The sequence below is a fragment of the Paractinoplanes polyasparticus genome, assembly GCF_019710575.1.
In the GTDB taxonomy this organism is placed as follows: domain Bacteria; phylum Actinomycetota; class Actinomycetes; order Mycobacteriales; family Micromonosporaceae; genus Actinoplanes; species Actinoplanes polyasparticus.
Genome location: NZ_JAHWFK010000031.1, coordinates 1 through 26,151 on the forward strand (window position 1 = coordinate 1; position 26,151 = coordinate 26,151).

26 protein-coding genes and 1 pseudogene are annotated in these 26,151 nt (G+C 69.6%); 13 read left to right on the forward strand and 14 right to left on the reverse strand.

Translation table 11 applies throughout. The annotated features are described in order from the left end of the window. The first annotated feature begins 292 nt into the window (after window positions 1-292). Complete coding sequence (locus KXC43_RS26985) at window positions 293-997, forward strand: alpha/beta fold hydrolase (RefSeq protein ID WP_255644911.1); 705 nt, start codon at window positions 293-295, stop codon at window positions 995-997. A 5-nt stretch (window positions 998-1,002) separates the two neighbouring features. Then, window positions 1,003-1,887, forward strand: coding sequence for a DUF5996 family protein (locus KXC43_RS26990; protein ID WP_221378965.1), 885 nt, complete (start codon window positions 1,003-1,005; stop codon window positions 1,885-1,887). A gap of 132 nt (window positions 1,888-2,019) precedes the next feature. Here the strand turns inward: KXC43_RS26990 and KXC43_RS26995 are convergent, their stop codons facing one another. After that, window positions 2,020-2,850, reverse strand: a complete 831-nt coding sequence (locus KXC43_RS26995) for an enoyl-CoA hydratase/isomerase family protein (RefSeq protein ID WP_221378966.1) — start codon at window positions 2,848-2,850, stop codon at window positions 2,020-2,022. Between the two features lie 109 nt (window positions 2,851-2,959). On the opposite strand from KXC43_RS26995, the gene KXC43_RS27000 reads away from it, so the two are divergent. The 3 genes from KXC43_RS27000 to KXC43_RS27010 all read left to right on the forward strand — a co-directional run bounded on the left by KXC43_RS27000 (window position 2,960) and on the right by KXC43_RS27010 (window position 4,991). Then, window positions 2,960-3,376 (forward strand): winged helix-turn-helix transcriptional regulator, encoded by a 417-nt coding sequence (locus KXC43_RS27000; RefSeq protein WP_308129269.1) that lies wholly within the window; start codon window positions 2,960-2,962, stop codon window positions 3,374-3,376. 229 nt (window positions 3,377-3,605) lie between these two features. Further along, entirely contained in the window at window positions 3,606-4,121 is a 516-nt protein-coding gene (locus tag KXC43_RS27005; RefSeq protein ID WP_221378967.1) for a hypothetical protein, read from the forward strand. 111 nt (window positions 4,122-4,232) lie between these two features. Further along, entirely contained in the window at window positions 4,233-4,991 is a 759-nt protein-coding gene (locus tag KXC43_RS27010) for a helix-turn-helix domain-containing protein (RefSeq protein WP_221378968.1), read from the forward strand. Between the two features lie 91 nt (window positions 4,992-5,082). Here the strand turns inward: KXC43_RS27010 and KXC43_RS27015 are convergent, their stop codons facing one another. Continuing rightward, window positions 5,083-5,745: an NAD(P)H-binding protein gene (locus tag KXC43_RS27015; RefSeq protein WP_221378969.1), complete on the reverse strand. Its 663-nt coding sequence runs from the start codon at window positions 5,743-5,745 to the stop codon at window positions 5,083-5,085. A gap of 102 nt (window positions 5,746-5,847) precedes the next feature. Next, the gene (locus KXC43_RS27020) at window positions 5,848-8,589 is read right to left on the reverse strand and encodes an ATP-binding protein (RefSeq protein WP_308129270.1); all 2,742 of its coding nucleotides are present in this window, start codon (window positions 8,587-8,589) and stop codon (window positions 5,848-5,850) included. Between the two features lie 290 nt (window positions 8,590-8,879). Here KXC43_RS27020 and KXC43_RS27025 point away from each other — a divergent pair, with 290 nt between their 5' ends. Together KXC43_RS27025 and KXC43_RS27030 are read left to right on the forward strand one after the other, a co-directional pair. Further along, on the forward strand, window positions 8,880-9,266 hold the full coding sequence (locus tag KXC43_RS27025; protein ID WP_221378970.1) for a MerR family transcriptional regulator: 387 nt from the start codon (window positions 8,880-8,882) through the stop codon (window positions 9,264-9,266). Between the two features lie 47 nt (window positions 9,267-9,313). Beyond that, the gene (locus tag KXC43_RS27030; RefSeq protein ID WP_221378971.1) at window positions 9,314-10,060 is read left to right on the forward strand and encodes a GOLPH3/VPS74 family protein; all 747 of its coding nucleotides are present in this window, start codon (window positions 9,314-9,316) and stop codon (window positions 10,058-10,060) included. 16 nt (window positions 10,061-10,076) lie between these two features. Here the strand turns inward: KXC43_RS27030 and KXC43_RS27035 are convergent, their stop codons facing one another. The 4 genes from KXC43_RS27035 to KXC43_RS27050 all read right to left on the reverse strand — a co-directional run bounded on the left by KXC43_RS27035 (window position 10,077) and on the right by KXC43_RS27050 (window position 13,665). Then, entirely contained in the window at window positions 10,077-10,844 is a 768-nt protein-coding gene (locus KXC43_RS27035; RefSeq protein WP_221378972.1) for a DUF2382 domain-containing protein, read from the reverse strand. 26 nt (window positions 10,845-10,870) lie between these two features. Continuing rightward, window positions 10,871-11,401 carry a hypothetical protein gene (locus KXC43_RS27040; RefSeq protein WP_221378973.1) on the reverse strand — a complete coding sequence of 177 codons (531 nt, stop codon included), beginning with the start codon at window positions 11,399-11,401 and terminating at the stop codon, window positions 10,871-10,873. A gap of 332 nt (window positions 11,402-11,733) precedes the next feature. Beyond that, window positions 11,734-12,948 (reverse strand): phosphotransferase, encoded by a 1,215-nt coding sequence (locus tag KXC43_RS27045; RefSeq protein WP_221378974.1) that lies wholly within the window; start codon window positions 12,946-12,948, stop codon window positions 11,734-11,736. A 3-nt stretch (window positions 12,949-12,951) separates the two neighbouring features. Next, on the reverse strand, window positions 12,952-13,665 hold the full coding sequence (locus tag KXC43_RS27050) for a maleylpyruvate isomerase family mycothiol-dependent enzyme (protein WP_221378975.1): 714 nt from the start codon (window positions 13,663-13,665) through the stop codon (window positions 12,952-12,954). A gap of 10 nt (window positions 13,666-13,675) precedes the next feature. On the opposite strand from KXC43_RS27050, the gene KXC43_RS27055 reads away from it, so the two are divergent. After that, the gene (locus tag KXC43_RS27055) at window positions 13,676-14,167 is read left to right on the forward strand and encodes a MarR family winged helix-turn-helix transcriptional regulator (protein ID WP_221378976.1); all 492 of its coding nucleotides are present in this window, start codon (window positions 13,676-13,678) and stop codon (window positions 14,165-14,167) included. Between the two features lie 38 nt (window positions 14,168-14,205). Here the strand turns inward: KXC43_RS27055 and KXC43_RS27060 are convergent, their stop codons facing one another. The 5 genes and pseudogenes from KXC43_RS27060 to KXC43_RS51295 all read right to left on the reverse strand — a co-directional run bounded on the left by KXC43_RS27060 (window position 14,206) and on the right by KXC43_RS51295 (window position 19,993). Next, window positions 14,206-16,485: a heavy metal translocating P-type ATPase gene (locus KXC43_RS27060; RefSeq protein WP_221378977.1), complete on the reverse strand. Its 2,280-nt coding sequence runs from the start codon at window positions 16,483-16,485 to the stop codon at window positions 14,206-14,208. 12 nt (window positions 16,486-16,497) lie between these two features. Next, entirely contained in the window at window positions 16,498-17,463 is a 966-nt protein-coding gene (locus KXC43_RS27065) for a DUF8832 domain-containing protein (RefSeq protein ID WP_221378978.1), read from the reverse strand. A 181-nt stretch (window positions 17,464-17,644) separates the two neighbouring features. Continuing rightward, window positions 17,645-18,595: an aldo/keto reductase gene (locus KXC43_RS27070; RefSeq protein ID WP_308129271.1), complete on the reverse strand. Its 951-nt coding sequence runs from the start codon at window positions 18,593-18,595 to the stop codon at window positions 17,645-17,647. Further along, a pseudogene (locus tag KXC43_RS53255) lies at window positions 18,592-19,639 on the reverse strand (NAD-dependent epimerase/dehydratase family protein). The gene KXC43_RS27070 and the pseudogene KXC43_RS53255 overlap by 4 nt, the downstream one beginning before the upstream one ends. A 15-nt stretch (window positions 19,640-19,654) precedes the next feature. Then, window positions 19,655-19,993, reverse strand: a complete 339-nt coding sequence (locus tag KXC43_RS51295; protein ID WP_255644912.1) for a tautomerase family protein — start codon at window positions 19,991-19,993, stop codon at window positions 19,655-19,657. On the opposite strand from KXC43_RS51295, the gene KXC43_RS51300 reads away from it, so the two are divergent. Genes KXC43_RS51300 through KXC43_RS27095 form a run of 3 tightly spaced genes read left to right on the forward strand, consistent with a single transcriptional unit; the run spans window position 19,926 to window position 21,638 of the window. Beyond that, complete coding sequence (locus KXC43_RS51300; protein WP_308129272.1) at window positions 19,926-20,135, forward strand: glycoside hydrolase family 3 C-terminal domain-containing protein; 210 nt, start codon at window positions 19,926-19,928, stop codon at window positions 20,133-20,135. The two genes, KXC43_RS51295 and KXC43_RS51300, sit on opposite strands and share 68 nt — an antisense overlap. After that, the gene (locus KXC43_RS51305) at window positions 20,123-20,395 is read left to right on the forward strand and encodes a fibronectin type III-like domain-contianing protein (RefSeq protein ID WP_308129273.1); all 273 of its coding nucleotides are present in this window, start codon (window positions 20,123-20,125) and stop codon (window positions 20,393-20,395) included. Before KXC43_RS51300 ends, KXC43_RS51305 begins: the two co-directional genes overlap by 13 nt. Further along, complete coding sequence (locus KXC43_RS27095) at window positions 20,388-21,638, forward strand: endo-1,4-beta-xylanase (protein ID WP_221378982.1); 1,251 nt, start codon at window positions 20,388-20,390, stop codon at window positions 21,636-21,638. The genes KXC43_RS51305 and KXC43_RS27095 overlap by 8 nt, the downstream gene beginning before the upstream one ends. Window positions 21,639-21,686: 48 nt before the next feature. On the opposite strand, the gene KXC43_RS27100 is transcribed toward KXC43_RS27095, so the two are convergent. Continuing rightward, entirely contained in the window at window positions 21,687-22,550 is an 864-nt protein-coding gene (locus KXC43_RS27100) for a LysR family transcriptional regulator (RefSeq protein ID WP_308129274.1), read from the reverse strand. Window positions 22,551-22,690: 140 nt separating this feature from the next. Here KXC43_RS27100 and KXC43_RS27105 point away from each other — a divergent pair, with 140 nt between their 5' ends. Further along, entirely contained in the window at window positions 22,691-23,524 is an 834-nt protein-coding gene (locus KXC43_RS27105) for an NAD-dependent epimerase/dehydratase family protein (RefSeq protein ID WP_308129275.1), read from the forward strand. Between the two features lie 361 nt (window positions 23,525-23,885). Further along, window positions 23,886-25,463 (forward strand): methyl-accepting chemotaxis protein, encoded by a 1,578-nt coding sequence (locus KXC43_RS27110; RefSeq protein WP_221378985.1) that lies wholly within the window; start codon window positions 23,886-23,888, stop codon window positions 25,461-25,463. A 42-nt stretch (window positions 25,464-25,505) separates the two neighbouring features. Here KXC43_RS27110 and KXC43_RS27115 read toward each other — a convergent pair whose 3' ends face one another. Beyond that, window positions 25,506-26,132: a dihydrofolate reductase family protein gene (locus KXC43_RS27115; protein WP_221378986.1), complete on the reverse strand. Its 627-nt coding sequence runs from the start codon at window positions 26,130-26,132 to the stop codon at window positions 25,506-25,508. Between the last annotated feature and the right edge of the window lie 19 nt (window positions 26,133-26,151).

The window sequence follows — 26,151 nt, forward strand, 5'->3', positions numbered from 1 at the left end:
CGGTGCAGCCACAAATGCTTCCTCCCCATGATCAGTCGATCATGTTTGAGAAGCTCCACGAAAGCGGGGGGAACTCACCGAAGGTGCTTCCAAGCTTTCGGGTCAGCGACAACACATGAGCGAACACTGCGCGAACGAGGAACACCCGGTGATACGCGGTTTCGAGCCGGGTGAGACGTGGCGCTGGTGTGTCGTGGACGGCGTTCTCAGTTAGTCGTCTCCCCGTGAGTCTTGACCCTGTTCGAAGAACATGGTGTCTCCTGGGTCGGCCGACCCGATGAAAGGAACTGACTTGAAACCCACCATCGTTCTGGTTCACGGCGCGTTCGCCGAGTCCGCCAGCTGGGGCGGCGTCATCCAGCGGCTGCTCGACGACGGCTGTCCGGTCATCGCCGCGCCCAACCCGTTGCGCAGCCTGTCCGGTGATGCCGCCGTGGTCTCCAGCCTGCTGAGCACGATCGAGGGGCCGGTTGTGCTGGTCGGTCACTCGTACGGCGGGGCGGTCATCTCCAATGCCGCCGTCGGGCACGATCACGTCAAGGCGCTCGTATTTGTTGCCGCGTTCGCGCCCGAGGCCGGTGAGAGCATCGGCGCGTTGTCCGGCAAATTCCCCGGCAGCACCCTCGGTGGGACTCTGCAGGAGGTTCCCCTGCCGGACGGCACAATTGACCTGTACATCCGGCAGGACAAGTTCCATCAGCAGTTCGCCGCCGACCTTCCGGCCGGGCGGGCCGCCATCGACGCGGCTGCTCAACGTCCGCTGAACACCACCGCTCTCAACGAGGCCTCCGGCGAGCCGGCGTGGAAGAGCGTGCCGTCCTGGTTCCTCTATCCCGAGCTGGACTACAACATCCCGCTCGAGGCCCACCGGTTCATGGCCGAACGCGCCGGCGCCCGCGCCGCCGTGGAACTCGCCGGCGCGTCGCATGCTGTTCCTGCCTCGGAGCCGGTCGCGGTGGCCGAGCTTGTCCTTGACGCCGCTCGCTCGATCGGCTGACGGCGATGGAGAAGACGTGGCCCCGGTTGCGTGTGGCCGACTGGACCGAGACCCGTAACACCCTGCACATGTGGACCCAGATCGTCGGCAAGATCCGGATGGCGTACGCGCCGACAGCGAACCATTGGTGGCACGTCACGCTCTATCCCACTGCCCGCGGCCTGACCACCTCGGCCGTTCCGTACGACAATGGTGTCTTCGACATCGAGTTCGATTTCGTCGACGAGCGGCTGCGCGTGCGCACCAGTGACGGCGGCTCCCGCGAGGTGGTCCTGGAACCGAAGTCCGTGGCGGCGTTCTACGGCGAGGTCTTCGAGGCGCTGGCCGCGCTCGGTCTGGAGCCGAGCATCCACCCGGTGCCCAACGAGGTCGAGCCGGCGATCCCCTTCGCCGAGGATGACCGGAACTGCTCGTACGACGGGCAGGCCGTGCGGCTGTTCTGGCGGCAGCTGCTGCAGGCCGAGCGGGTGCTGGGCCGTTTCCGCTCCGAGTTCGTGGGCAAGGCCAGCCCGGTGCACTTCTTCTGGGGTGCGATGGACCTGGCGTACACCCGTTTCAGTGGCCGCGAGGCTCCGCAACACCCGGGTGGCGTGCCCAACTGCCCACCGTCGGTGATGCACGAGGGCTATTCGCACGAGCTGGCCAGCTTCGGTTTCTGGCCGGGCGGCGGTGAGGAGGGCGCCTTCTACGCGTACGCGTATCCGGAGCCCCCGGGCTACCGGGAACGCACGAAGGCGTTCTACGACAAGGATCTGCAGGAGTGTGTGCTTCCGTACGAGAGGGTGGCCGACTCGGCCGATCCCGACGCGACACTGCTCGATTTCCTCCGCGTGACGTACGCGGCCGCCGCCGATCTGGCCGGCTGGGACCGCTCCGCCGCGGAGGCGTGACGCTCCGCCCGGAGCCAGTGGTTCTCGGCCAGGACAGTGATGGACGTCGGATCCGACGGTCTCGCTGACCGGGCGGGTGGGGACCACTGCGGTCGCGTCCCCTGGATGGGGGGTCCAGGGGACGCGACGACCTCATCGCGTGAGGGAGCGCATCAGCCCTTCCAAATCACGTTCCCCGTCAACCGTCTGGGCACCCTTGGCCACAGCGTCCGCCATCAACTGCTGGGTCTCGGGACGGCTGATCAACGCACCCCACGCGGACTCCTCCCGTGCGAAGCCCTCGGTGAGGTCCTCAGGAGGCAGCACACTCTTCATGCCGGCGACGACGCCTTCGGGCAGCGCGGCGATGCTGTGAGCCACCCGCTCGACGTAGGAGTCCAGTTCCGCCGACGGCACAGCGCGGTTGATCCAACCGTAGGCGGCCGCGGTCGGCGCGTCGAACAGGTCGCCGGTCAGCAGAATCTCCAGCGCCCGGTTGCGGCCCATCCGCTGACGCAGGTATTGGGTGGCGCCGCCGCTCGGGACGATACCCATCAGAGCCTCGATCTGACCCAGCCCAGCGGTCTCGGCCGCAGCGAAGGTCATGTCGGCGGCCGCGACGAACTCCGCGCCGCCCCCACGTGCCTTGCCGGCCAGCTTGACAATCGTCACCTGCGGCTGATGCCGCAGGAGCTCACCGACGGCCTGGAACACGTTGGCGCCGGCAGGCGCCTGAGCCGCCATCGCTTGCAGCTCTTCCATCTGCTCGACCACGTGCATGTCCACGTGGGCGATGAAGATCTCCGGGTTCGCGCTGGAGAAGACGATCACCTTCGTCGCCGGATCGTGGCGAAGGGCGTCCAGGACCGTGCGCAACTCCCGCATCATCGTCACGCTCAGCGCGTTCACCGGCGGGTTGTCCAGCACGATCTGGGCCACGCCGTTGTCGACGCCGACGCGCAGCGTCGAGTAGAGGTCGGACATGAAGAAACTCCGATCAGGTAACCGCGAGGCGGCTAGGTTTGCCTCGTATACCTAGAATCGGCGAAGACGCATGACGCGACAAGAACGCACTTGAGGAGAACCAGGGATCGTGAGTGATACCTTCCGGTTCGAGACCGACGTCGACGGGCAGACGGTCTTCCGCGTCGACTGCCCCAGCCGGCCGATCCTCGATCAGATCGCCGACAAGTGGTCGATGATGGTGATCGCCGTTCTGGAGCGCCCGACCCGGTTCAACGAGATCAAGCGTCGCCTCGACGGAGTGACTCAGCGCGTCCTTACGCAGTCGCTGCGCCGCCTGGAGCGCAACGGGATGATCGTGCGAAGGGTGTTGCCGACCTCGCCGGTGGGAGTGGAGTACTCCCTGACGCCGCTGGGGGAGTCGCTGCGTGAGCCGTTCATGCACCTGTACTCCTGGACGGTCCAGCACAGCGGCCAGATCCAGCGTAGCCAGCAAGCGTTCGACGACCGCTCCCGGAAGGCAGCGGGCGACGGCATCACCCCTTGATTCCCTCGACCATGTGGTGAGAACAGAGCTTTCGCGGACTGACCCGGGGAAGGCTGACGCATGACGAGCGCATCAGCCGTACGTGTTCGTGCCGCCCGCCTGACGCGGCGGTAGGCGGCGGCGTGCGTCGTGTCCCTGCTCACTGCGAGGGGCGAGCGCAGAGTTTGACCTTGTCCTGAGAACACGGTCTTCACTCGTATCAACGCATCCCGCCAGCGAGGAGCCGGTCGTGAACCCCATCGAAACGCTCGTTGAGAACTTCCGGGAGCTGGTAGCGCAGGTGCCTGACACCGTCCAGCCTTTCATCGTCATGCTGGCCGGCGCGGTCCCGTTCATCGAGGGTGAGGGAGCCTCACCGATCGGTGTCGTCGGCGGGATCAACCCGGTCGTCGCGGGGATCGCGGCAGCTTCGGGCAACTTTCTCTGCGTCTTGATCGTGGTGCTGATCAGCTCGCGAGCCCGTGCCGGCGCCCTGGCTCGCGGGCATCGAACCGAGGACCATGAGCAACGAAAGCCCGAGTCGAAGGGCCGTCAGCGCCTCCGCCGGTACCTGGTCCGATTCGGCGTCCCCGGAGCGAGCTTGCTCGGGCCGATGGCCGTACCGACTCAGATCACGGCAGTGATGCTCGTCGCCTCGGGCATATCACGCGGTTGGGTCCTGCTGTGGCAGGCGATAGCGATCGTCCTGTGGACGACGCTGACCACGACGGTGGTCTGGGGCGTCGTCTCTTCGGTGGTGGCTTGAGGCTCATGGTACGCGCCCGCTCCGACTTCCGTACCCATCGGATCTGATGTGCTAGCTTCCCCGGTAAGGACCGCCCGGCACGTGCCTGGTGCGATCCGGAAAGGGGCTGACGTGGCCTGGAGCACCCAGGAGCTCGCCGAGCTGGCCGGCACCACAGTCAACACGATCCGGCACTACCACCGGATCGGCCTGCTCGAGGAGCCGGAGCGCCGGCACAACGGATACAAGCAGTACGGCGTACCGCATCTGGTCTGCCTCCTGCGTATCCGGCGTCTGGTGGAGCTCGGGGTGCCGCTGTCCGAGATCGGTGTGGCCAGGTCGAACGGCGATGTTCCCCCGGAAGTGTTGCGCCAGGTCGACGCTCAGCTCGCCACCGAGATGGAACGCCTGCGCGCGGCCCGGGCCGACATCGCTGTCCTGCTGCGCGACGGCGCACCGGCCGACACGCCGGCCGGTTTCGAGTCGGTCGCGTCGCGCCTGTCCGAGGCCGACACCTCACTCATCCACGTCTACACCCGGCTGTACGACGAAGACGCCATGAAAGACCTGAAGCGCATGGCGGAGACCGACACCGACCCGGTCAACGCGGAACTGGACGCTCTGCCGCCGGACGCGGACGAGGCCACCCGGCAGGACGTGGCCGAGCGGCTCGCGTCGCTCATCGCCCAGAACCTCAACGATTATCCGTGGCTGAACGATCCGGCTGGTCGCCTGTCCAAGAGCAAGAACGTCACCATGCAGACCTTCGTCGACGCCGTGGTCTCGCTCTACAACACCGCACAGATCGACGTGCTCACCCGGGCCAGCCTCCTCGCGCACGAGCCACGGCGCCTCGCCCAGCCGGACGAGGACGGCGCCGGCGCCGGTTGACCCCGGATGGGCGCTCCGGCTCCTCGGGCAGGCCGAGCCGGTGGTAGTCCGCAGAGCGAGGCGATGGGGGAGCGCCCGGTCAGTAACGGCATCAGCGAAGGTTCGCTCGGACGGCCGCGGCTATCGGCGTCGAACCCTGGTTGAGTTCGAGGATCTGCCGACCGATCCGCGGCTCGTGAAGCAATTCCGTCAGAGTCGCGGCGACGTCCTCGCGGGGGATCTCGTCGTGCGGTTGTGCCGGGCCGAGGGCAATCGCACCGGTTCCAGCCCGATCGACGAGCATGGACGGCCGGAGGATCAGCCAATCGAGACCGGACTCGCTGACCGCGACGTCGACGAGCTTCTTCACCGCGAAGTAGAACTCCTTGGCGTCGTCGACGTGCCGCCCGCGCTCAGCTTCGGGCAGTACGGAAAGCAACGCGAAGCGTTTCACACCCGCTCTGCTCGTCGCCTCCAGAGCTTTCACCACACCGTCACCGTCGATGGCGGCGGTGACCTCACGAGACCCTCCGTTCGATCCGGCGGCATACACGACGGCGTCGAATCCGCTGATCATGGAGGTCAGGGAGTCGGTGGTAAGGTCCGCGATCTCACCGACGTACGCATCGACGCCCTGCGCGGCTAGTGCGGCTCGCTGATCGTCGCGGCGCACCAGACCGGAGACCACGTCACCGCGATCGGTAAGGTTACGCGTCAGCAGTCTTCCGACGCCTCCGCTGATCCCGAAGATGAAGACTCTGAACAGGTGCGTCATTCCGTTCCAGCCTTCTTGGGGATCGGCACTGCTCGTGGGGGAGGGCAGTGCCCTCAGGTTCGCACCGGCGCCGGCCCCTTCGCGTCGGTAGAAATCCCTTATTCAGCGCAGGCGCAGTTCCTTGAGCTGCCGGCGGGAGGTGATGCCGAGCTTCCGGAAGATGTTGCGCAGGTGCGCTTCGATCGTGCGCGGGCTCAGGAACAGCTGAGCGCCCACCTCCTGAGAGGTCGCCCCGGTGGCCACCAGCCGCGCGATGTGCAGCTCGTGGGCTGTGAGGGTGTCGGCCGTCGACGTCTTCCGTTTACGGGGATGCTCGCCGGTGGCCCGCAGCTCTCGCGCGGCGCGCGCCGCGAAGGCCTCCAGGCCCATGCCCGACAGCAACTCGTGCGCGGTGCGGAGCTGTTCGCGAGCGTCCAGGCGCCGGCCCTCGCGGCGCAGCCACTCGCCGTAAACCAGGTGGGTGCGGGCGAGGTGACCGGCCATCCGGCAGGCCTGCAGCCATGCGATCGCCTCGCGGTAGTGCTTGTCGGCGGTCGGGCCGGTGCTTGTCAGCGCTTGCGAGCGCGCCGCCAGGCCGAGCGCCCATGGGCTGCCGCTGGCCCGGGCCCGCTCCTTGAGCAACTCCACGGCGGCGGCCGCGCGCTCCGGGTGACCCGCGCGGGATGTCGCCTCGATGAGCTCGGGCAGCGTCAGATTGCTGTACAGCGTCTCGTCGGTTCGGGCCGCGCTGGCCGCGGCGTCCAGTGCGGCGGGATAGTTGCCCAAACCGTTGTGCAGCAGGGTCAGGGCGTACTGGGCCATCGTCACCGCGGTGCCCTCGCCTCGTGCGGTCGCCTGTTCGACGCTTGCCGCATGCAGCTGGGTGGCTTCGGCCTCGCGGCCGCGCCATGCGGCCAGCACGAGCTGGGCGTGCAGCAGATGCACGCCCCCGGTCGCCTGCGAAATGCCGACCTCCTCGGCGGCCAGCTCGTCGGCGTGCTCGATCTCGCCGGCGAACACCAGCACGACGGATTGGAAGAGGAGCGCGGCCGGCAGCACGGCAAGGGCGCCCGCTTCGCGTGCGAGCCGGACGTTGCATTCGGCCAGCGCCAGGACCGAGTCGTCGTCGAACAGCGCCAGGGCGATGCGGCTGGCCAGCCAGAGCCACCGGTGGTTGTCGGAGTCTCCGTCGTCCGGCTCGTCGAGGAAAGCCTTGATCGCGCGGCGCAGTTCCGGCACGCCGGGTTCGTACCCTTGGATGAACGCGGTCACCAGCGCATCGAGCAGCATGTCGGCCGGCCTCGGCGGCCCGGGCGGGGCGGGCGCGGCCTTGGCGCTCAGGGCAACCTCCAGCACGCCACGTTCCTGGCCGACCTCGCCGGTGATGATCGCCGCATCGAACGCGTGCAGATAGGTTTCGCGGGCGAGCGCGGCGTCCAGCGGGCCCAGTGTCCTGGCCGCCTCCAGCAGCATCCCCGGCACGTCGCTGCCTCGGGTCAGGTAGAAAGCGATCCGAGCGCGAGACAGTTGCAGTCGACCGCGTTGCCGGGCGTCCAACGGACCGGCCGCCGCCACCGCCAGCAGCTCCAGCGCAGCCTCGGACGCGCCGGCCTCATGCTTGGCATCGGCGGCTTCCAGTGCTCGCCGGGCCCGGTCGGCAGGATGGGGAGTGAGCTCGACCGCCTGCTGCAGGAACGCCGCCGCGGCCGCCGACCCGCCACGAGCACGCGCCCGGCCGGCCGAACGCTCCAGGCCCGCGGCAACCTCCTCATCGGGTCCCAGCACCGCCTGCGCGAGGTGCCACACCTGCCGGTCGGGATCGACCAGAGGGTCGATGGCGGCGGCCAGCGCCCCGTGGGCGCGGCGGCGGTCCGGTGGTGAGGCCGCCCGATAGACCGCCGACCGCACCAGTGGATGGCGGAACCGCACCCGTGCGCCGATCTCCAGCAGTCCGGCGGCTTCCGCGGGTGCGGCCGCCTCCCGCGCGATGCCCAAATTCTCGCCCGCACGCCACAGCAGCGCCACGTCGCCGGTCGGCTCTGCCGCCGCGACCAGCAACTGCATTTGACTCTCGGCCGGCAGGCTGCCCGAGCGGAGCTGGAAGCTTTCCTCGACGCGGCGCGGAACGCTCATCACGTCGGGTAGCTCGAACCCGCCGGCCAGCCGGCTCGGCTGTACGCTCCGGGGCAGCTCGAGCAGCGCCAAAGGGTTGCCGCGCGCCTCCGCGACGATGCGTTCGCGCACTCCGTCGTCCAGAGGTGCCGGAACCGCACCGGTCAGCAGCGCCCGCGCGTCTACCTCGTAGAGTCCGTCCAGGCGCACCTCAGGCAGCCCGTCGAACACCCGGACGTCACTCTCACCAGGGTCCCGCAGCGCGAACAGCAACGCCAGCCGTTCGGCCGCCACCCGCCTTGCCACAAAGGCCAGAACCTGGGCGGACGCCTGATCCAGCCACTGCGCATCGTCGACCAGACACAGCAGCGGCCCCTCCTCGGCCACCTCGGCCAGCAGGCTGAGAGTCGCCAGCCCGACCAGGAAGCGGTCCGGCGTCACGCCGCCCTGCCGCCCGAACGCGACACCGAGCGCGGCCTGCTGAGGTTCGGGAAGCGACCCGGCGCGGTCCAGCAACGGCCCGCACAGTTGATGCAGGCCCGCGAAGGCGAAGTTGCTCTCGGACTCCATCCCGACCGAGGTTTCCACCCGGAACCCCGACCCGCCCGCGATATCGCGGGCATGTGCCAACAGCGCGGACTTGCCGATGCCGGCCTCGCCGCGCACCACCACGGCCCCGCTGTGTCCGGACCGCGCCCGAACCAGCAGCTGTTCAACTGCTTCGCGCTCCCTGCGGCGGCCCAGCAGGTCCACGAGTTCCGCTCCCGTCCAGATCCGGACGGCGCGCCGTAGCACGTCGCTGCACCCCAGCGCGGCTGATTTAGGTACCGTCCGGTACTTAAGAGACAGCAGCCTATCAGCGTGACCGTGTGCCAGGAACACTGTGTGACTCAGCTCGGTCGGGCAGTTGGCACTGATCGCCCAGAAGCCCCATATGGCGCCCGTGGTGTCCGGTGCCCACACGTAAGGGTGTTTCACCGACGCGAACGTCGCCGTGCCGATGCGAGCGTGGAGTCACAGCCGTACAAGGGGGAGGAGCTGACGTGGCCTGGAGCACTCGGGAGCTCGCGGAGCTGGCCGGCACGACAGTCAATACCATTCGGCACTATCACCGGATCGCCCTGCTCGATGAGCCCACGCGCAGATACAACGGATACAAGCAGTACGGAGTGCTCGACCTCGTCCGTCTGGTGCGCATCCGGCGCCTGTCCGAGCTCGGCGTGCCGCTGTCTCGGATCCGCGAGATCTGCGCGGACGGCGCTGCCGCGCCGGACGTCCTGAAGCAGGTCGACGCCGGCCTCGCCTCGGAGATCGAGCGATTGAGCAAGGCCCGGACCGACATCGCGACCATCCTGCGCACCCGTGCGCCGGTCGGGGCCGACCTATTTGACTCTGTGCCGGGAACACGGTCTTCAATTGCCGGAACGTAAGTCGCGCCCCTGAGCGGCCCATCGCGTCGAGGTGAGAGGGGAGCACGGTGGCTGAGCGAACCCGCGAACCCGCGCTCGGGCCCGCGATCCTGGCGGAAGATCTCCTGCTGGTTCTGTTCCAGCCGGAATCGCCGGCGCGGGACACGGGAGTCGTCGTCGGTGAGAGCACACTTTCCGACGTCCTCGCGGGGGCGGTGCTCGCCGATCTCGGGCTCGGCCGGCAGGTGCGAATGCTGCCTGGCGGGGGCGGGTCGACCATGGTGGAAGCCGTCGCGCATCGTCCCCCGACGGACGACATCCTGCGATCGGCCTGGGATTATCTCGCGGCCGGGCCCAAGGGGTTCCAGGCCGCTCTCGCCGCGATCGGGCCGGCCCTGCGTGGCGTGCTGCTCGACCGGCTCGTCGAGCGCGGGGACATCCGCCGTTCCAGTCGCACAGCGCTCGGCCTGGTCCCGGTGGAGGTCCTGGAGGACGGCGGAACCGGACGCCGGGCCGAGCTGCTTTCCGCCGTACGGTCCGTGCTTGTCGAAGGTGTGGAACCGCAACCGCGACTGGCCGCCCTCGCGGCTCTGCTGTCGGGAAGCGGAACGCTTCCGCAGTTCGGCCCCGGGATCCCCTGGACGGCCTCCGTGATCGCCCGCGCCAAGAGGATCGAGCAGGAGAACGGGGGAGCCGAAGCCGCTGCCGAAGCAATCGCCCGCACGGTCGCCTCAGCCATCGACAGCACCGGCATGGCCGCCGCGACCGCCGTCCCGAAGCAGCAGTCGCACGGACCCTCAGGCTCCGCCGGATGACTCCCGTGACGCACCGTCAGGGTGATCGCCGGTCGTTGTCGTGACGGTGCTCGGACTCGTCCTCCAGCTCGATTCGCTCCTTGCGTACTTCGCCGCTGACCGTCTCCGTGCCCGCGACAGTCTCCTTGCGCATCCGTACGCGTTCGACCGGCACGGCCTCGGTGGTGACGACCGGCCGCTCCGCCCACAACGTCATCCCGGGATCCGGCCCGGCTGGGCTGTCCTCGACGGCCCGGGTGGTGGCGCCGGAGGCGGGCTCCTGCTCCAGCCGGACCTCTTCCCGGGTGACCGGCACGCTCACCTGCTGTTCCTCGGTGACCGTGTATTTGCGGAGTCGTGCCTTGCCCGTCTGCTCGGTGCGGGTACGGGGGACGAGTCGTTCCTCCGAGAGGGTCATGGCGTCGTCGTCGGTGCGGCCGGGCGCGTCCCGGCCGTCGGATTCGTCGGCGCCGTGGTGGTCCGTGTGGTCCGGCCCCGACTCGTCGTAGTAGCGGTACAGCTCCTCCTCGTCGTCCGGGCTGAGTTCCCGGTCGTGGTCGATGCGGGGCGCGTGCTTGACCTTGTCCTTGCTGAAGGGCACCTCGAGGCGGTCGCCGTCGAGGGTGGCGTCCCGGACGGGGACGAAGGACTCCTTCTTGCCGAACAGGCCGGTGCGAACCGCCACCCAGGCCGGGTCGCCGGTGTGGTTGTCGAGATACACCTGGCCGGCCGAGCCGATCTTGTCGCCGTCGGTGCTGTAGACATCGGCGCCGTACACGTGACGGACAGCGTCGCGATTGATCATGAGTCCTCCTCGCTCGGGTGCGGCGGTCAGCGTCCGAGGCCGGCCTCGTCGACCTTGCGGTGGTACCGCATGCCGGCGAGCCCGCCCAGAACGGCGCCGACCAGGGCGGCGACCAGGGCGATCACGACGGCGACGATGCTGCCGGTCGTGACGTTTTCGCCACCGATCGGCAGGCGGGGGAAGCCGCCCACCCGGTCGAGCAGGTCGTACTTCTCGCCGAGGGCGGCGCCCGCTACGGCGACGGCGGCGACGATGACGATCGCCCAGATCCACACGGCGATGCCCTGCTTGACGCCGCTGAACCGGGCCATCCGCCCGGCGACGTAGCCGCCGCAGAAGTAGGCGACCAGGATCACCGCCAGCAGGGTGAGCCCGCCGACGAGTCCGATGGTCGCGGCGTTGTCGCGCGTGTCGCCGGCGTCGGCGGCGATGCCCACTGTGGCGCCGGCCGCCACGAGCAGGCCGGTCAGGATGACGGCGGTGCCGGTGGCGGTCAGCCAGCCGAAGAACGCCGAACCCCACTTGATGCCGCCGTAGCGGTCCTTCTCGCGGGCCACGACCTCGCGCCGATCGTTCGAGGCGACGGTCGCGCCGCTCCGCTGCGACGGAGCCGAGGCGCCGCCCGCGCGATCACCGGCTGAGTGAGCGCCGGCTGGATGAGCGCCCGCGGTTTCCGCGGTACTGGATGAAAGGGGACCTTTTCGATCAGGCGATGTGCTCATGGCAGACTCCGACTCGGGCGCAACCATCGACTCATGTCAGTCGTGCAGGCGGGTGGATGCCCGTCGGCTTCTCCGGTAAACGCCGGTGGCCTCGCCGGTATCGCTGTGTCAGCTGTCGAGGTTTTCATCGGAGCGGGCAGCCCTCGGCCGGCCCGGGAAATGATCGTTCAGGAATCGCCCGGCCGGTGCCGAGTCTCGTTCCCGGTTGCGTCGAGGAGATCGAGCAGGTGCCGGGCCATCGCGGCCCGGTTCGCGAAGAGTGGGCGAAGGCTCTTGTCGGCGTCCGTGGCTGGGTGCTCGTAGGGGATCGACGGGACGGCGTGGAAGATCGTCATGGCTATGGCGTGCGCCCGTCGTACTTCGTGGATCGGGATGGTGCGTCCTTCGTCGCGCAGGCCTTGTGCGTACGCCGGTAGGCACGCCTGCTCCAGTTCCAGGAACGTATCGGCGGGACGCCGTCCGAGCTGGATGTCGCCCAGCAGAAGCTGGCCGAGGTCGAACCCGATCGGTGCCGTGCCCCAGAAGCCGAAGTCAATCATGACGAGGCCGGGGTCGTGCTCGGTGCGGAGCAGGTTGTCGGTGCAGGCGTCGCCGTGCGCGGTCATAGTGGGGAAGGACTCCAACTCGTCGACCAGTGCGGGCAGGGCGGCTGCGGCGCGTTCGATCCTGCGTCGAAGGGGCTCGTCGAACGTCACGGCGACGCACGGGTGGCGCCAGAAGCCGTCCTCCGACAGCGCCGGAACGATGTTCACCGCCAGCCAGTGGTCCGCGAACCGGCGCGCAGTCCGCCCGACGGGGATGTCGGCGGCGAATGGTGCGACGGAGCGGCTGGCCGCGAGGCGCCCGAGGAGATAGGCCGCGTGACGGTGTTGCTCGACGTCCCACGGGACGTGGCGCACCGGCACACAGCCGAGCCATATGGCTGCTGACTGCTCGTCCAGGTCGGCTACGTGGTAAGCGCGCGGAATGCTGAGCCCAGGGGGAAGACACCGGCGAAGATCTCCGCGGTAGATATCCGGCTCGGTACGCCAGGGCATGAGCGGTGCGAGCTGCGAGCGCAGCGGCTCGGGCACCTCCCGGAAGAGCGGTGACCGGCTCCACGCCTGGACGAGTTTGACGAAGAAGGCGTACTCATGGGTCTGGCCGGTGTTGTCACTCGCGGTGCCGCAGACCAGGTACCGGCCGGCCGTCGTCAGGGCGGGCCGATCGTACGGGTGGGCTTGGACCTGCGCGGTGAGTACGCGTACTCGAGAACGGCCGAGCTGCGCCGCCACCACGTCCTCGAGCAAGGCCGTCGGCCGCCGGCCCAGGCCGAGAGCGGTCAGGTCAGTACGGGTGGCTTCGTCGAGCCGCTGGTCTGCGACGTCACCGGTCTCCCGCACGGCTCAGGCCACGATTCCGCTGCCGTGGGGCGGGAACGTGTCCGCAAGCCTCGGCACTCCGGGCCCCGTCACGTCGCGCAAGCCGGCGGGCCGGCCGGACACCACCAGGAGCAGCGCGGCGATCGGTCCTTCAACCCGGACACCGGCACCGGCGCGCCACGGCGCGTCGGTCGCCGACAGCTCGAAGCCTCGCAGCCGGCGTCGCGCCCGGAACGGAAACGACCGTGCCCAGATGTGGTTCGCTGCCGCCACGGCGGCGGCAGCAGGCATCGGATGAGACCGTCCGATCGGGCGGGCTATGTCCTGGGTGTGGCACAGGATGTCGATCAGAGGCTCGAGCGCGGTGAGGAACGGCGCGGTGCGGCGGGAGCCGACCATGGCGCGCAATCGTCGCGGGTATTCCTCCACCGGCAGGCGTGCCTGCCTGATCGCGGTGTCCCGGATCATCCGGTTGAAGCCGCCACCGGCGCGGACCAGGGAGATCGTCGCAGAGAGCGGCCCCGTGTGGGCGAGCGTCAAATGGGCGGCGACGTCGCGAACCGTCCAGTCCCGGCAGAGTGACGGCGTGCGCCACTGGGAATCATCGAGGCTCTCCAACATGTCGGCCAGCCGGGCGCGCTCTTCGTCTATCGCGCGCCACACCGCATCCTCATCCACGGCGCTCCCCTTTAGTTCGAAGATGGTACTAGAATGGTTCGAAAATCTGACTACTGTCAAGGAGTGGTGCGTGCCGAACCGACCTGATCAGGGGACGTCCGCGGCGGACTCGGAGGACACCTCGGCCGGCGGTGGGCCGCTCAACATCGGGCTGTTGTGCTTCATCGTCCAGCGCTCCATGGAAGATCGCGTCCTCGCCGATCTCGCCGCGGCCGGGTTCGACGACATCACGGTGGCCCAGGCGCGTGTGCTGGCTCGGGTCGGCGCCAAGGGCACCCGGCTCACCGATCTCGCCGAGCAGGCCCGTGTCACCAAGCAGACCGCCACGTTCATGGTCGATCAGCTCGAGCGCGCCGGTTATGTGAGCCGCCTTCCGGACCCTGTCGACGCGCGAGCACGACTGGTGACCTTCGCCGACCGGGGACTCGCCGCTCGGGAGGTGGCGCGGCGGACCGAGGTCGTGGTGCAGGAGGAATGGACCCGTCACCTCGGCCGGCGAGCCACCGTACGACTGCACCAGCTCCTGACTCAGCTCCGCGAGATCACCGACCCCTATCAGTGACCGGGCCGTGGATCGATGCTGCCGGCGCGGGTCGACGGCTACCGCGTCGCCGGCGGCGAATGCCGGGCCGTCGTGCCGGTGAAGCGGCGCAGTCGGAGACTGTTGCCGACGACGAAGACCGAGGAGAACGCCATCGCCGCGCCGGCGATCATCGGGTTGAGCAGACCGGCCGCGGCCAGCGGCAGGGCGGCGACGTTGTAAGCGAAGGCCCAGAAAAGATTGCTCTTGATGATCCGCAGCGTGCGACGGGACAGCCGGATCGCGTCGACCGCGGCGAGCAGATCCCCGCGTACCAGAGTGAGGTCGGACGCCTCGATGGCGACGTCGGTGCCGGTGCCCATGGCCAGCCCGAGGTCGGCCTGAGCCAGCATGGCGGCGTCGTTGACGCCGTCCCCGGCGGCGGCGACGACCTTGCCCTCGGCTTGCAGCCGCTTGACCACGTCGACCTTGCCGGCGGGCAGCACCTCGGCGATCACATCGTCGATGCCGACCCCGGCGGCCACCGCCCGGGCGACGGTCTCGTTGTCGCCGGTCAGCAGAATCGGGGTGAGGCCGAGCCGGCGGAGGCCGGCGACCGCCTCACGGCTGGTGGGCTTGACCGCGTCGGCCACGGCCAGAACCCCGCGAGCTGTGTCGCCCCAGCCGGCGACGACAGCGGTTCGCCCGGCCTGCTGCGCGGTGATCACGGCCTGCTCGACCTCGGCGGGTACCGCGTACCCGCGCTCGCGGAGCAGTTGTGGCCTGCCGACCAGTACGGTGTGGCCGTCGACGGCGCCGGTGACACCCAGGCCTTCCAGGTTGGCGAAGCCGCTGACCGGCGGCAGTGGCGACTTCCCGGCGCCGGCGCGGACGATGGCCTGCGCGATCGGGTGCTCCGAGGCGGCCTCGACGGCGGCCGCCAGTCGCAGCAGTTCTGCGCGGTCCTGCCCGGCGGCCGGGGTCGCGTCGATCAGGGTCATCCGGCCGGTGGTGACCGTGCCGGTCTTGTCGAGCACGATGGTGTCGACCGTACGGGTGGACTCGAGCACCTCGGGTCCCTTGATCAAGATGCCGAGCTGGGCGCCGCGACCCGTGCCGACCAGCAGCGCGGTCGGCGTGGCCAGGCCGAGCGCGCACGGGCAGGCGATGATGAGCACGGCCACGGCGGCGGTGAACGCGGCCGTCCAGCCGCTGCCGGTGCCCACCCACCAGCCCAGTGTGGCGACGGCGAGGCCGATGACGATCGGTACGAAGACGCCGGAGATCCGGTCGGCGAGACGCTGGGCGGCGGCCTTGCCGGTCTGTGCCTGCTCGACCAGCGTCGCCATCTGCGCGAGCTGTGTGTCGGCGCCGATCCGGGCGGCCCGCACGACCAGCCGCCCGCCGACGTTGACGGTCGCGCCGGCCACGGTGTCGCCGGGGCCGACCTCGACCGGCACGGATTCGCCGGTGAGCATGCCGGCGTCGACAGCGGACGCGCCGTCCTCGACGACGCCGTCGGTGGCGATCTTCTCGCCCGGCCGGACCACGAACCGGTCGTCGACAGCCAGATCGGCGACCGGGATGCGCTGTTCGGCGCCGTCGCGCAGCACGGTGACGTCCTTGGCGCCGAGCTCGAGCAGGGCGCGCAGGGCAGCGCCGGCGCGGCGCTTGGAGCGGGCCTCGAAGTAGCGTCCGGCCAGAAGGAACGCGGTTACCCCGGCCGCCGCTTCCAGGTAGATGGCGCCGGAGCCGTCGGTGCGGGCGATGTCGAAGGTGAACGGGTGCGTCATGCCCGGCGTCCCGGCGGTGCCGAAGAACAGGGCCCACAGCGACCAGCCGAACGCCGCCAGGGTGCCCAGCGACACCAGGGTGTCCATGGTGGCGGCGCCGTGCCGCAGGTTGGTCCAGGCCGCCTTGTGGAAGGGGAGGCCGCCGTAGACGACGACCGGCGCGGCCAGCGTGAGGGACAGCCATTGCCAGTAGGTGAACTGCCAGGCGGGAACCATCGCGAGAACGATGACGGGGACGCTGAGCGCGATCGCGGTGAACAGCCGGGTTCGCAGTGCGCGCAGCCCGTCGGCAGGCTCGGACTCGGCCCGCGCGTCGGCGGCCGCGGGCGGTGGTGGCAGGACAGCGGTGTAGCCGGTCTTCTCGACCGTGGCGACCAGGTCATCGGGCGTGATGCCACCGTCGTACGCGACCGAGGCCTTCTCGGTGGCGTAGTTGACCGTGGCGGTGACGCCGTCCATCCGGTTGAGCTTCTTCTCGATCCGCGAGGCGCAGGAGGCGCAGGTCATGCCGCCGATCGACAACTCGATTCGGTTCGGCGCCTGTTGCAGCGGCCGGGCTGTCGCCATGGACGCTCCTCCTTACTCGTGGGTGTGGCCGTCGGCGCCGTGCTCGGACGGGCCGGGCGCGGGTGCCGGTGTTGGTGGGGACGTGACGTCGGTGTCCGGTCCGACCGTGCCGGCGACCGCGGTGAACTCGGCGGTGCGTACCTTGCCGGCGTGCTGGAAGTCCAGGTACAGCCGGTAGGCGCCGGTCGACGGCACGTCAGCGTGGAAGGTGATGCCGGGCCCGGCCGGGGTGCGCCCGTCGTCCGGGGTTCCGTCGGGGTGCACGTGCAGGTAGGCCAGGTCGCCCTCGCGCAGCGCTACGAGGTGCCCGTAGGCGCCGAGATAGGGCTGCAGATCGGTGACGGGCTTGCCGCCCTTGCTCACCGACAGGGTCAGCCGGGACGAGGCGCCGGGCTGGAGCGCGCCGGTCAGGGTGACGGTGTAGCCGTCCACCGTCGAGGTGTTTCCGGCGGGCGGTAGTGGCCGGGGCTGGTAGTCGCCCGGCGCGGGTACGTCCGCTCCCAGGGTGAGCCCGTCCGGGCGTCCGGCCGGCTGGAAGTCGGCGAAGACGCGGTACTGACCCGGAGCCGCCACGGCGAGCGGGACCGACCACGTGCCGTCGGCCGACAGGCTCGGATGAAGGTGCTGGAAACCGGACAGGTCGCGGCGCACCACGATGAGGTGCAGATCCTTGTCATGGCTGGTGGTGTAGGCGGTCACCGGTGTGTTCCCGGGCCCGAGCACCTTGAACTGGAACGTTCGCGGGCTGCCGGTGGACAGCTGTCCTGTCAGCGGTAGCAGCCGATAGCCGTCCTCGCTGACCTGCAGTCCGGCGGGCAATCTCTGCTGGTTCGGGGCCTCGCCGCTGGTGTCGCCGTGTTGGGCGTGTGTGGCGGCGGGCGCGGGTTCCGGGCCGACGGCGCGGCCGAGGCCCAGGGCGGCGGTGAAGACGACCGCCAGGCCCAGGCCGAAGGCGCCCAGCCGTGCTGGAGTGTTCACGGTTACCTCGCCACCAGCTCGTAGCCGGCCTCGTCGACGCGGTGCGCGCAGGTCATGCCGGTCACGGTGTAGGTGTCGGTCGCCATGGCGGGCGGTCTCCTCGTCTGTCGTGCCGTGGTGCGCCTCAGCGCGGCGCACAGGAGACTATACCCGTACCCCCCAGGGGTATCAATCGTCCGGGCTACGGCGGATCGAGCCACCGGTCCGGGGCGGGGACGAGCGTCTCCAGTTCGGCCCAGAGCTCGTCGGGGACCGGTGCGCCGGCGAGGTCGAGTGTCTGCTGTACCCGCTCGGGTGAGGAGACTCCGACGACCGTCGAATCGATGAACGGCGCGCGCAGCGAGAACTGCAACGCGGCCGCGGCCAGCGGTACCTCGAACCGGGCCGCTGCCGACGCCATCGCGGCGGCCGCAGTGGCGATCGCGTCGTCGCGCTCGCCGTAGGCGTACTTCGCCTGTGCGGCCGGCCCTTTGGCGAGCATGCCCCCGCCGTACGGCGCCGCGTTGAGGACGCCGATGCCCCTGTTGTGCGCCGCCCGGAACAGCGGCTCGGCCGACCGGTCGAGCAACGTGTACCGGTTGTGCGTGAGCACCACCTCGAACACGCCGGTGTCCAGATACTGCTGCATCAGGGCGACCGGGCCGCCGGCCACGCCGAGATGCGCCACGAGTCCCTGTCGTTTCAGGTCGGCGAGCGCTTCGACCGGCCCGTCCGCCGCGGTGGCCTCGGCGAAACTGATCCGTTCGGGGTCGTGCAGGTGCAGCAACGGGATCCGGTCGAGGCCGAGGCGTTGCAGGCTCTCCTCGAGCGACGTCCGGACCCGGCGGCCGGAGAATTCGCCGGTCCGCGGATCCGGGTCGACCTTGGTGGCCAGCACGACGCCGGCGGGCAGGCCGCCGCGACCGCGCAGAGCGGTCCCGACGCGCCGCTCGGCGGAACCGTCCTCGCCGTACCCGTTGGAGGTGTCGAGGAAGTTGACGGCAGGGTTGTCCAGCGCCGCCTCGATCGTGGCGACCGCGCGTTCCTCGCTCACCTCGTACCCGTAGAGCTGCGGCATGTTCGCCAGCGGGCTCGTGCCCACGCAGAGCGCGGTCACGGTCAGCCCGGTGGCGCCGAGGGGCCGGACGGTCACGCGACCCCCCGGGCGGCGAAGATCTCCCGGGCGGCGTGGTAGGCGTCGACGATCCGGGCGAGTACCGCCTCGGTGTCGGCGTCGGCCTTGGTGGTGTCGGGGTGGTCCCTTCGCCACTCGACCATCCGGGACGCTGCGCGGTGGAAGGTCAGCCGGGGTAGGAAGCCGGGCACAAAGGTACGGATTTTCGTGGTGTCGAACACCGCGCTGTGCCCGATGTCGCCGACCATCTCGCCGGACCAGAACCACCCGGGGGCCACCAGCGGATACATTTCGGAGGCGACGTGGACCAGCCGGGGCGCCACGCCCAGCGCCTCGGCGACGATCGTGTAGATCTGGTCCCAGGTGTAGACGTCGGAGCCGGTGATGTTGAACGTCTCGCCGATCGCGCGGGGGTTGCCGAGCAGGCCGACCAGGCCCTGCGCGAAGTCCTCGGCGTGGGTGAGGGTCCACAGCGAGGTGCCGTCGCCGTGGACCGGGATCTGTTCACCGCGCGCTATCCGGTCGACCGTCGTCCAGCCGCCCGGCAGCGGCGGGTTGGCGTCGTCATAGGTGTGTGACGGCCGAACCACGGTGAGCGGAAAGCCCTGCGTCACGTGCGCGTCCTGCAGCGTCTGCTCGGCGCCACTTGGCGGTGGCGTACTCGAGGTGGGGGTTGGGGGCAGTCGGCGTCGACTCGGTGATCGGTGTCTGCCGCACCGGCTTCGCGTAGATCGAGCCGGAGCTGATGTGTACGTACTGCTTGGTCCGGGAGGTGAAGAGGGCCACCATCCGGCGGGCGTCGTCGGGGTGGTAGGACAGGAAGTTCACCACGGCGTCGAAGGTGCGGTCGCCGATCGCGGCGGCCAGCGCGGCATCGTCGGCGACGTCGGCGGTCAGCGTCTCGACCTCGTCGGGCAGGCTGCGGTCCTGAGCGTTGCGGCCGCGGTTGACCACCGTGACCCGCATGCCGGTCTCGACCGACAGGCGTACGCAGGATGCGCTGATCGTTCCGGTTCCGCCGAGGTACAGCACGCTCAGACGAGCGGAGTCCTGGTGCAACATTTTTCTCCTCGGTGCTCAGATCTTTCCGGCGTACCAGTCTTCGAACCCGTTCTCGGTCAGGCTGGTGAGAACGTCCTGCGGGCGGATGCCGAGCGGCTCGAGCCTCTCCACCACCGCCTTGAAGAACAGTTGCTTGGTGGCCACGGGATACATGTGTACCGCGATGACCCGGATGACGACAGGCCGCGCTCGAACAACCGCTGGAGGCTCAGGTAGGCGATCACCTCGGGAATCGGAAGGACCAGGTAGATGAAGCCGCGGTACGAGTTCGTACAGCCCGAACCGGGTGGCCGTGGCGAACAGCGGCGTTCTCAGCGGCCGGGTGAACCCGTCCGGCCGGCTGCCGGTCAGCATTCCGGCGACACCGTACGGCCAGCCGTGGACGTACCTGAGCCAGCAGCTCGCCCTCGCCTCGGAGGTTTCCAATTCGGACCCGACTCCCGCGTACGCGTTCGGCGCCGGCCTCGGCTACACGACGTTCCGGTGGTCCGGCTGATCGGCTTCGCCCGGGTTCCGGCCGCGCCGGGCGCCGCCGCCCGGGTACGGTTCGAGGTGCCCGCGTCGGTGACATCGTTCATCGGCCCGGATCTGACCCGCATCGTCGAGCCGGGCGAGATAGAGCTGCGGTTCGGCGCGTCGAGCACGGACATCCTCCTCACCGCAGCCATCACCCTGACCGGACCGACTCTCGTACTCGACCACACACGTGACCGGCACTGCCACGTCACCGTTACGGAGGAGCACCACAGTGGATGACGACAGCCTGCGGCACCGCATGGGCGAGGTCACCGTCACCGTGCTGGGGGCGGACAGGCGGCCGCTCGCCGACCGGGTCGTCACCGTGGCCCAGCAACGGCACGCGTTTCCCTTCGGCAACATCGGCTTCGACTTCGTCCGGCTCGTCGGCGGTCCACCGCCCGAGGCGGCCGGTCCCGTATTCGGCGGCGCGACGGAGCTCGACCTGGACCGGCTGGGCGACCTGTGGCTCAACCTGTTCAACACCGCGACCCTGCCGTTCTATTGGGGGCCGTACGAACCGAGTCCGGGTACGACCGACGTCGAACGCCTGACCAGGACCGCCCACTGGCTCGCCGGCCGTGGCGTCACCGTCAAGGGCCATCCGCTCGTCTGGCACACCGTCCAGCCCGCGTGGCTGCTCGATCTCGACATCGACGAGGTCGAACGGTTGCAGCGCAACCGGATCCGCGAGCTCGTCGGCGGATTCGCCGGTGTGATCGACCTCTGGGACGCGATCAACGAGGCCGTGATCATGCCCGTGTTCGCGAACGGGGACAACGCCATCACCCGGCTCGCCCGGGCCCGGGGCCGCATCGCCATGGTGCGGATGGCGTTCGAGGAAGCCCGCGCCGCCAATCCCGCGGTCAGCCTGGTGCTCAACGACTTCGACCTCAGCTCGGCGTACGAATGCCTGATCGAGGGGGTGCTCGAGGCCGGGATCCGGATCGACGCGATCGGGCTGCAGACCCATATGCACAAGGGGTATCGCGGCGAGGAATACATGCGGGGCATGCTGGACCGGTTCGCCCGCTACGGCCTGCCGTTGCACCTGACCGAGAGCACCCTGGTCTCCGGGCACCTCATGCCACCCGAGATCGAGGACCTCAACGACTACCAGATCCCGGACTGGCCGACGACTGGAGAGGGGGAGGCCCGCCAGGCCGACGAGATCGTGCGGCACTACCGGTCGCTGATGGCACACCCCGCCGTCGCGTCGATCAACTACTGGGGTCTGACCGACGACGGCGCCTGGCTGGGCGCCCCGGTCGGGCTGGTCCGCGCGGACGGCACCCGCAAGCCGTCGTACGACGCGCTGGAGCGCCTCATCAAGGGGGAGTGGTGGCTGCCGCCGACCGAGATGCGAACCGGCCCCGACGGCACGGTCGTGGTGCGAGGCTTCTTCGGCGACTACACGGTTTCCGGGACTCCGTTCGCCATTCGCCCCGGCCGGACCACCGAGTCGGTCCACCTCGAGAAATAACCGAGGCCGATACGCCGGCCGTCTCCGTCGGGCGCCGATCCGGCGCCGTCAGGCCAGCGCGGCGAACTCCGCCAGCAATGGTTCGCTGCGCTCGCTCACCCAGGCCAGAACGACGTGGCTCTCCGGGATGTCGGACACCGGCACATGAACCACATCGGGGCGGGTGTAGAACTGTGCTGTCGACAGCGGCAGTACGGCGATGCCACGGCCGGAGGCGACGTTCTCCAGCTTCTCCTCGACCACGAAGCTCGGAATCGCCACTGCCGTCACCGTGGCGACCTCTCGCCATTCAGGCACCGCGTCCGGGTGCTGCAACAGCCTTTCTCCGGCCAGATCGCGGACCGACAGCTGTTCCTTGCCGGCCAGTGGATGATCCGCCGGGACCACCACCACGCGCGGCTCGGTGAACAACGGCCGCACGGTCAGGCCCTCGGTCGGTGCCGGCAGCCGCAGGTAGCTGACGTCGGCGCGGCCGTCGTGCAACACCGCGACCTGGTCGTCCCAGGTGGTGCGTAGCACCTCGACCGCGAGGTGGGGATGGTTCAGGCGCAGCCGCCGGATCGCGTCGGTGACGATCAGACCCGGCATGAACGCCACGACCAGCCGGGTCTCACCGCGCGCGGCCTGGGCGACCCGCCGCTGCAGTGCGGCAGCCGAGGCGAGCAGGGCCACAGCGTCGGTGAGCAGTTGACGGCCGGCGTCGGTGAGCTCGGTGGCACGGCGGTCGCGGCGGAACAGCTGGGCATGCAGCTCGCCCTCCAGCGCCCGGATCTGCCGGGACAGCACGGGCTGTGCGACGTGCAGCTCGGCGGCGGCCCGGCCGAAATGCAGGTGCCGGGCAACCGCCTCGAAGTAGCGCAATTTCCGCAGGTCGACGTCGATGCGCTCCAGGGTATGACCTGCTCGGGGCACGTGCAACGTGCCCCGAGCAGCCGCGCGAGGACTGAGCCGCTGATGTCCCGTGGGTATCACAGAAGCCGGAACAGGTCTTGGACGCCGGGCCGCGCGCGCGGTCACGCTGGGGGTGCGAATCCTGGATGAAGGAGCACCACGTGAAGGTCTTTCTCACCGGCGGATCCGGTTACATCGGCCGGGCCACCATCGACGCGTTGACCGCCCGGGGACACGAGGTGCGGGCGCTGGCCCGCACCGAGGGCGCCGCCGAGGCTGTCCGCCGGCACGGCGCCGAGCCGGTCATCGGAGTGCTGACAGACGCGGCCACGTTGCACCGCGCGGCGGCCACGGCGGACGCGGTCATCCACCTTGCCCAAGCGTCCACCGCGGAGGAGGACCTTGCCGCGGCGGTGGCAATGATGGATGGGGCCGGCTCGGGGGTGTACGTGCACACCGGCGGCACCTGGGTCTACGGCGACACCGACGGGATCGTCGACGAGACCGCGCCGTGGAACCCGCCACCGGTCGTCGCCTGGCGTAAGCAGGTCGAGGACTCGGTGCTCGAACGCGGGCAGCACGCGGTGATCGTTCAGCCCGGCCTGGTCTACGGGGGCGAGAACCGTCTCATCGACTTCTTCTTCACCCAGCCGGGACGTGAGACGGGCGCCGTGCCGTACATCGGCGACGGAACCAACAACTGGGCACTGGTTCACGTGGAGGACATCGCCACCCTGTATGCGGCAGCGTTGAACGCCCCGGCCGGCGCCGTTTACCTCGGTGTGGGCGGCGTCGGGCCGACCGCGCGAGAGGTCGCCGAAGCGCTCGGCCGCGGATCCACGATCTCGATCACCGTCGGGCAGGCCCGTGAGCGGATGGGTCCTGTCGCCGACGCCTTCGCTCTCGACCAGCGGTTCAGCGCGGCCCGGGCGGTCAAGGACCTCGGCTGGAAGCCGCTGCACGACGATCCGCTGACAGTCTTGGCCGGCTCCTGACCGGCGGTGCGGTCGGTCCGAGCGAGGTCGCGGACGGTGATGGCCCGGCCGGGATCGGCTTCCATGTAGTCGATGGCGAGCTTGACGTGACGCGGCCGGCTCGGCGACGCCGAGCCGGTCAACTCGGCGCGGTACTGATGATCGGTGGTCGACAGCCCCGTAGGGCCGGAACAACGTCGCCCATCCCGGGCCGGGGGCGGTCTGCATGCCGTGCTGACGGGCCTGCACATGGCCCTCACTGCTGAGATCGCCTACGTTGCGGGTTCGCTGTTTGCCGGTCCTGCTGGGGCGCGCCTGGATACGATCGGCGCGGAGGATCGACGTGAGACTGCTTCGGCGAATGCGCGTGACCACGCGTCTGGTGACAGGGTTCCTCCTCCTGGCCCTGTGCGTGGTTGCCATGTGGGTCGCCGCCGAGTGGTCGTCGAAAAGCACCCGCGCCACGGCCGCAGCGCTGGCCCGGTCACAGGCCCGGGTCGACGCCGCTCAGCAACTCAAGTTCCGCGTCACCGACGTGAGCGGGTGGCAGGCCGGCTACGCCTTCAACATCGTCCGCGGCGCACCCGGCGCCAGTGCCGACACGGCGCCCGAACGGGCCGCCTTCCTCGCCTCGATGGACAGCTTCAACAAGGAACTGGACGACACGGCGGCGCTGTCGGTGACCGCCGCCGAGCGGGCGGACATCGCGACGATCCGGACTGCGTTCCAGAAGTTCCAGGAGCTCGACGACAAGGTGATCGCCGGCTACCGGACGGGCCGTCCCGCGCGGATCGACCAGGCCAACGACATGGTGGCCGGTCCCGGGCTCGACCTGTACGCCGTGATCGCCGGCGGCGTCGACGGGTTGCTCGCCGCCGCACGCCAGCAGGAGACCGTCGCGCACCGGCGGGCGGAGGACACGGCCGGCCGGACGAGTCGCGTCGCCACCCTGGTGGGCAGTCTGACGCTGATCATCTCGTTGGTGCTCGCGATCCTGCTGGCCCTGTCGATCATCCGGCCGCTGAGCGCGCTGCAGGACCGCCTCGCGGACATCGCCGAGGGCGAGGGTGACCTGACGCGGCGGCTGGAGACCACCGGGCACGACCAGTTCACCGACGTCAGCCGGTCGTTCAACATGTTCGTCGACAAGATCGCCGCGACCGTACGGGAGATCCGTGAGTCGGCCACCACGGTCGCGCACGCCAGCGAGCAGCTCACCACCACCGCGATTCAGATCATGGTGGACGCCAAGGCGACATCCCGGCAGTCCGGCGAGGTCGTGCTGGCCGCGGACGAGGTCGCGGCCGATGTCCGTACGGTCGCGGCCAACACCTCCTCGATGGGCGGGTCACTGCAGACCATCATGGGCACCGCCGGCGAGGCGGGCCGCGTCTGCGAGCAGAGCATGCGGGCGGCCCGGGCGACCCAGGAGGTGATCGGCCGGTTGACCACCTCGAGCCAGCAGATCGGCGACATCGTCAAGGCCATCAGCGCGATCGCCGAGCAGACCAACCTGCTCGCCCTCAACGCCACCATCGAAGCTTCCCGGGTCGGCGAGTCCGGCAAGGGTTTCGCGGTGGTGGCTGGTGAGGTGAAGGAGCTGGCCCAGCAGGCCGAGGCCGCCACCGACGACATCACGGCGAAGGTGCGGGTCATCCAGCACGACACCACGATGGCGGCCGAGGCGATCGGCGAGATCGTCGAGACAGTCGGTCGGCTGGCCGGCTTCCAGTCCACCATCAGCGCCGCCGTCCGGGACCAGACCGCCATCACCGAGGAGATCAGCGGCCACATCAGCCACTCGACGACGAGCTCGGCCGACATCGCGGCGAACATCGCCACCATCTCGTCGGGCGCGCAGACCACGACCAGCGGCGTGATCGACATCCAGCACGCGACGCAGGAGCTGTCCCGGCTCAGCAACGGGCTGCAGACGCTGGTCGGCCAGTTCCGCGTCTGACTTTCGGCCAGTTCCGCGCCTGGTTCTCGGCCAGTTCCGGGTCTAACTTGAGGACAGCACGCGGTAGGTCACATGCGTCACTCCGGTCGCCGCCCGGGACGACACCTGTTCGAGCTTCATCGGCGGCACGCCTTCGAACAACCGCGTGCCGGCGCCGAGCGTGAGCGGCACGTAGTGCAGTCGCATCTCGGTGATCAGACCGGCCGCGAGGTATTGGTTGACGGTGGTCGCGCCACCGTGGATCGAAATGGCGCCGTCCTCGCCCACTGCCGCGCGGGCCTGCCGGAACGCCGACTCGATGCCGTCGGTCACGAAGTAGAACGTGGTGCCGCCTTCCATCGGCTGGGGGTCGCGCGAGTGGTGGGTGAGCACGAAGACCGGGCCGTGGTACGGCGGATTGTCGCCCCACCAGCCGGTCCACGGCCGGTCCCACTCACCGCGCACGGGGCCGAACATGTTGCGGCCCATGATGAACGCCTTCGTCTCGGCCATCCGCGCGATCTCGGCCTTGTTCTCTTCCTTGTTCTCGTACCACGCGTGCAGCTCGCTGCCCCAGCCGTCCCCGCCGTCGTCGCCGAACGGGCGCTCTTCGCTCTGGTTGTGCCCGGCCGCGTACCCGTCGAGCGACACCGTCAGATCACAGGTCACCTTGTTCGTTCGTGTCGTCATTGCGCCAGCATCGGATGGT

Bases quoted from the DNA above. Each gene is read 5' to 3' on its own strand.
- KXC43_RS27060 (WP_221378977.1), bottom strand. From the start codon at position 16,485: ATGGCGACAGCCCGGCCGCTGCAACAGGCGCCGAACCGAATCGAGTTG.
- KXC43_RS51295 (WP_255644912.1), bottom strand. From the start codon at position 19,993: ATGCTGACCGGCAGCCGGCCGGACGGGTTCACCCGGCCGCTGAGAACG.
- KXC43_RS27015 (WP_221378969.1), bottom strand. From the start codon at position 5,745: ATGACGCACCTGTTCAGAGTCTTCATCTTCGGGATCAGCGGAGGCGTC.
- KXC43_RS26990 (WP_221378965.1), top strand. From the start codon at position 1,003: ATGGAGAAGACGTGGCCCCGGTTGCGTGTGGCCGACTGGACCGAGACC.
- KXC43_RS27035 (WP_221378972.1), bottom strand. From the start codon at position 10,844: ATGATCAATCGCGACGCTGTCCGTCACGTGTACGGCGCCGATGTCTAC.
- KXC43_RS26995 (WP_221378966.1), bottom strand. From the start codon at position 2,850: ATGTCCGACCTCTACTCGACGCTGCGCGTCGGCGTCGACAACGGCGTG.
- KXC43_RS27115 (WP_221378986.1), bottom strand. From the start codon at position 26,132: ATGACGACACGAACGAACAAGGTGACCTGTGATCTGACGGTGTCGCTC.